Genomic DNA, 4114 nt, shown 5'->3' with positions numbered 1-4114 from the left:
CCTGCCCTTCGAGAGCGCGTACCGCCATGGGTTCGCGCGCGTGGCGGCGTGCACGATCCCCGTCGCCATCGCCGACCCCGCGACGAACGCCGAGGCGGTGCTCGACGCGGCTCGCGCGTGCGATGCCGACGCCGTGGCCGTGGCCGTCTTCCCCGAGCTGTGTCTCACGGGATACGCGATCGACGACCTCGTCCTGCAGGATCCGGTGCTCGATGCCGTGGTGATCGCCATCGAGCGCCTGGTGGAGGCATCCGCCGATCTCTTCCCCGTGCTGATCGTCGGCGCTCCCCTGCGGCATCGCAACCGCCTCTACAACTGCGCCGTCATCATCCATCGCGGAGAGGTGCTCGGGGTGGCACCGAAGTCGTACCTTCCGACGTACCGGGAGTTCTACGAGCGCCGCTGGTATGCGCCGGGCGACGATCAGAGCGGCGAGTATCTCGTGATCGGCGGGGTCGAGGCCCCGTTCGGCCCCGACCTGCTGTTCGAGGCACTGGACGTTCCGGGCCTCGTCGTGCACGCGGAGGTGTGCGAGGACGTGTGGGTGCCGATCCCGCCGTCGTCGGAGGCGGCCCTCGCCGGGGCGACCGTGCTCGCGAACCTGTCGGGCAGCCCGATCACGATCGCGCGCGCCGACGACCGCAAGTCGCTGTCGCAGTCCCAATCGCTGCGCTGCCTCGCCGCCTACGCGTATGCCGCCGCCGGAATGGGCGAGTCGACGAACGATGTGTCGTGGGATGGCCAGACGATGATCTACGAGGGCGGGAACCTGCTCGTCGAAACCGAGCGGTTCCCCGACGGGCCGCGGCGCTCGGTCGCCGATGTCGACCTCGACCGCCTTCGGCAGGATCGTCTGCGCCAGGGCACGTTCGACGACAATCGCCGCACCCACGGCGCTCGCACCGGCGGGTTCCGCACCGTGCACTTCGAGCTCGACCCGCCCGCCCGCTATATCGGGCTTCGCCGCCCGCTCGACCGCTTCCCGTTCGTGCCCGATGACCCCGCCCGCCTCGCGCAGGACTGCTACGAGGCGTTCAACATCCAGGTGACGGGCCTCGTGCAGCGCCTGGAGGCCATCGGACGGCCCAAGCCCGTCATCGGCGTCAGCGGGGGCCTGGACTCCACGCACGCCCTGCTCGTCGTCGCGCGCGCCATGGACCGCATGGGGCGCCCGCGCTCCGACATCCTGGCCTACACGATGCCCGGCTTCGCGACCTCCGAGCACACGAAGTCGAACGCCATCGCCCTCGCGGAGGCGATCGGCGCCTCGATCGAGACGATCGACATCCGGGATGCCGCGATCGAACTGTTCACGAAGATCAAGCACCCCTTCGCCGACGGCGAGCCGGTGCACGACGTGACGTTCGAGAACGTGCAGGCGGGCCTGCGCACCGACTACCTGTTCCGGCTCGCCAACCAGAACGGCGGGATGGTGATCGGCACGTCCGACCTGTCGGAGCTGGCCCTCGGCTGGGCCACCTACGGCGTGGGCGACCAGATGAGCCACTACGCCGTCAACACCGGCGTTCCGAAGACGCTCGTCCAGCACCTGATCCGCTGGGTGATCTCGCACGCACCCGCGATCGGCGACGGCGGCGCGAGCGACGGTGAGGGCTCGACGGCGCTCAGCGACGAAGCGAAGGCGGTGCTGCAGTCCGTGCTCGACACCGAGATCAGCCCCGAGCTGGTCCCCGTCGGCCAGGACGGCAAGGTGCAGTCCACCGAAGACGCGATCGGTCCCTACGCGCTCCACGACTTCGCGCTGTTCCACATCCTGCGGTACGGCCTGCGCCCCTCGAAGATCGCCTTCCTCGCTTCGCATGTGTGGCGCGACAAGGATGCCGGGGCCTGGCCGCCCGGATTCCCCGAGGCCGATCACTACGCGTACGACCTCCCGACGATCACCCGGTGGCTGCGGGTGTTTCTGCAGCGCTATTTCGCGTTCGCGCAGTTCAAGCGATCGGCCATCCCGAACGGCCCGAAGGTGTCGCCGGCCGGCTCGCTGTCACCGCGCGGCGACTGGCGCGCGCCATCGGATGGAAACGCGCGCGCGTGGCTCGCGGAATTGGATGCCGCGCTGCCCGAGCACATGTGACGGGGTGCGGCGCCGGGCTCAGTGCCCCGGGAATCCGCCGTACGCGAGGGTGATGACCCACGCATCGCGCGAAAGGTCCTTGAGGCGGTAGAACACGCGACGATCGGAGACCCAGCCCTTGTTGAGGGGCGCGTCGAGGCGTACCTGCTCGGGGTGGACGCGGAGCCCCCGTCCGTCCGCGGCGAGCACGGCCTGCACACGCGTCCAGTGGTTGAGCAGCACGTGGTCGCTCCCCCCGTCGATCAGGTGCGAGTGGCGGCGCATCTCACGAAGCGTCACCTCGTCGGGCGTCAGATCGCGGATGTCGAGCCCGATCGGCACCGCGGCATCGGCGACGGCGGCCACCGTCGCGGTGCGGAAGCTGACGGCCTTGATCGTGAGCGGCACCGGCTTTCCCGCGACCGTCGCCTCGAGCTGGACGTGATGGCCGGACTGCGCGGGTGTCTCGCCGTCGACGCGCACGGTGGTCGCGTCGGCGTTCTCGTGCGCGGCCACGAGCTCGCGGGCGAGCGCCACGACGCGAGCACGCTCGTCGAGGCGGGGATCCCACCCCAGGCGCGCGAGGATTCCTTCGGGAGCATCGAGCAGCACGGAGTCCATGCGCCTCAGTCTCGCAGAGCGCCCCCGCGCGCGGGAGGGCCTCAGGCGTCGGAGCTCGACCGGCGGGAGAACACGCCCCGCAGCACGAAGAACACCACCGCGGCGACGATCAGCACGATGACGAGCTTGCCGATGAACCAGAGCAGTGCTAAGGCGATGTCGACGAGGATCCACGCGATCACGATGGCCGCGATGACCCCCAGGACGGTCCAGACGGTGCTTCTGTTCATGGGCCCAGCCTATTTCGCGATCGGCCCACGAGTTGCCGCTACTCGAGGTTCGCGAACACCGCCGCACCCTGCCGCGCGTCCTGGTGGACCGCGCTCCAGCCTTCGGGCGTGACCTCGACGCGCAGCTGCGCGGGCAGCTGGTCTTTCATCGCCTCGACGTGACTGATAACACCGACGGTGCGGCCGCCCTGTCGCAGCTCGTCGAGCGTGCGCATCGCCACATCGAGCGTCTCGGCGTCGAGCGCGCCGAAGCCCTCGTCGATGAAGAGGGTGTCTAGCGTGACGCCCCCGGCGCGGCCGGTGACGACCTCGGCCAGCCCGAGCGCGAGGGCGAGCGAGGCGAGGAAGGTTTCGCCCCCCGAAAGCGACTGCGCGGGCCGCGGCCGCCCGGTGTAGCGGTCCATGACCTCCAGGCCCAGCCCGGACGCGCCGCCCCGGGCCGCGAGGGCGTCGGAGTGCTGCAGGCTGTAGCGCTCGCCCGACATCTCGCCGAGTCGCACGTTGGCCGCGGCCACGATCTCCTCGAGCTCGGCCGCCAGCACGAACGTCTCGAGCTTCATGCGGCGCGTGTTGGGTGCGCGGCCCGAGACCGTGTGCGCGAGGCGCTCGATCACCGCGACCTCCGCGGCGAGGTCGGCGATCGCGTCGTGCGCGAATTCGGCCCGCGCACAGCTGTCTGCGAGCGCCTCGGCGCGCTGCTCGGCCTGTGCCCGGGCACCGACGGCGGCCCGCCAGCCCTCCTCGGCGCGAGCGAGGACGGCGGCGGCCTCGGCGGGGTCGACGGGTTCTTCGGGGAGCATCTCGAGCTCGAGTTGCATGAGCGCGGACTTCTCTGCGGAGAGGTCGGCATCGTACCGACGGATGCGAGTGTCGAGCGCGGTCCGGGTCGATGCGTCGCGCAGCGCCCCCGCGGCCATCGCGACGTCGCCGAACCCGCTCGCGGCGAGCCGTTCCTCGAGGTCGTCCGCGGCGGTCGCGGCCGCGTCGGTCCTGTGGGCGGTCTCACGGATCAGTGCGGCGAGCTCATCGGCGAGGCGGATGCGCCGCTCGGCCTCGCCGATCCGGTCCGCGACGCTCGCGTGCTCGCCGCGGGCCGCGGCGACGGTGCGCCGCGCGTCGGCGAGGGTCTGGGCCGCGGTGGCGAGCGAGGCGAGGGCCGACGCCCGCTGCGCAGTGAGGTCGTCGCGCT

At 71.2% G+C, this 4114-nt stretch carries 4 protein-coding genes; 1 reads left to right on the top strand and 3 read right to left on the bottom strand.

The features are described from left to right. Position 1 precedes the first annotated feature (1 nt). Complete coding sequence (locus VNT50_RS04400) at positions 2–2095, top strand: NAD(+) synthase (RefSeq protein ID WP_325483886.1); 2094 nt, start codon at positions 2–4, stop codon at positions 2093–2095. 18 nt (positions 2096–2113) lie between these two features. On the opposite strand, the gene VNT50_RS04395 is transcribed toward VNT50_RS04400, so the two are convergent. The 3 genes from VNT50_RS04395 to VNT50_RS04385 all read right to left on the bottom strand — a co-directional run. Next, positions 2114–2695: a hypothetical protein gene (locus VNT50_RS04395; protein ID WP_325483885.1), complete on the bottom strand. Its 582-nt coding sequence runs from the start codon at positions 2693–2695 to the stop codon at positions 2114–2116. Positions 2696–2736: 41 nt separating this feature from the next. Continuing rightward, positions 2737–2925: a hypothetical protein gene (locus VNT50_RS04390; protein ID WP_325483884.1), complete on the bottom strand. Its 189-nt coding sequence runs from the start codon at positions 2923–2925 to the stop codon at positions 2737–2739. Between the two features lie 38 nt (positions 2926–2963). Next, on the bottom strand, positions 2964–4114 hold a 1151-nt coding region (locus VNT50_RS04385; RefSeq protein ID WP_325483883.1), incomplete at its 5' end, for an SbcC/MukB-like Walker B domain-containing protein.

Source organism: Microbacterium sp., assembly GCF_035554235.1.
GTDB lineage: Bacteria > Actinomycetota > Actinomycetes > Actinomycetales > Microbacteriaceae > Microbacterium.
The sequence above is the reverse complement of the archived record's forward strand: the minus strand, read 5'-3'. Positions and strand labels throughout refer to the sequence as shown.

Excerpts from the sequence above, each read along its gene's own strand:
- VNT50_RS04395 (WP_325483885.1), bottom strand. The coding sequence starts at position 2,695 with ATGGACTCCGTGCTGCTCGATGCTCCCGAAGGAATCCTCGCGCGCCTG.
- VNT50_RS04390 (WP_325483884.1), bottom strand. The coding sequence starts at position 2,925 with ATGAACAGAAGCACCGTCTGGACCGTCCTGGGGGTCATCGCGGCCATC.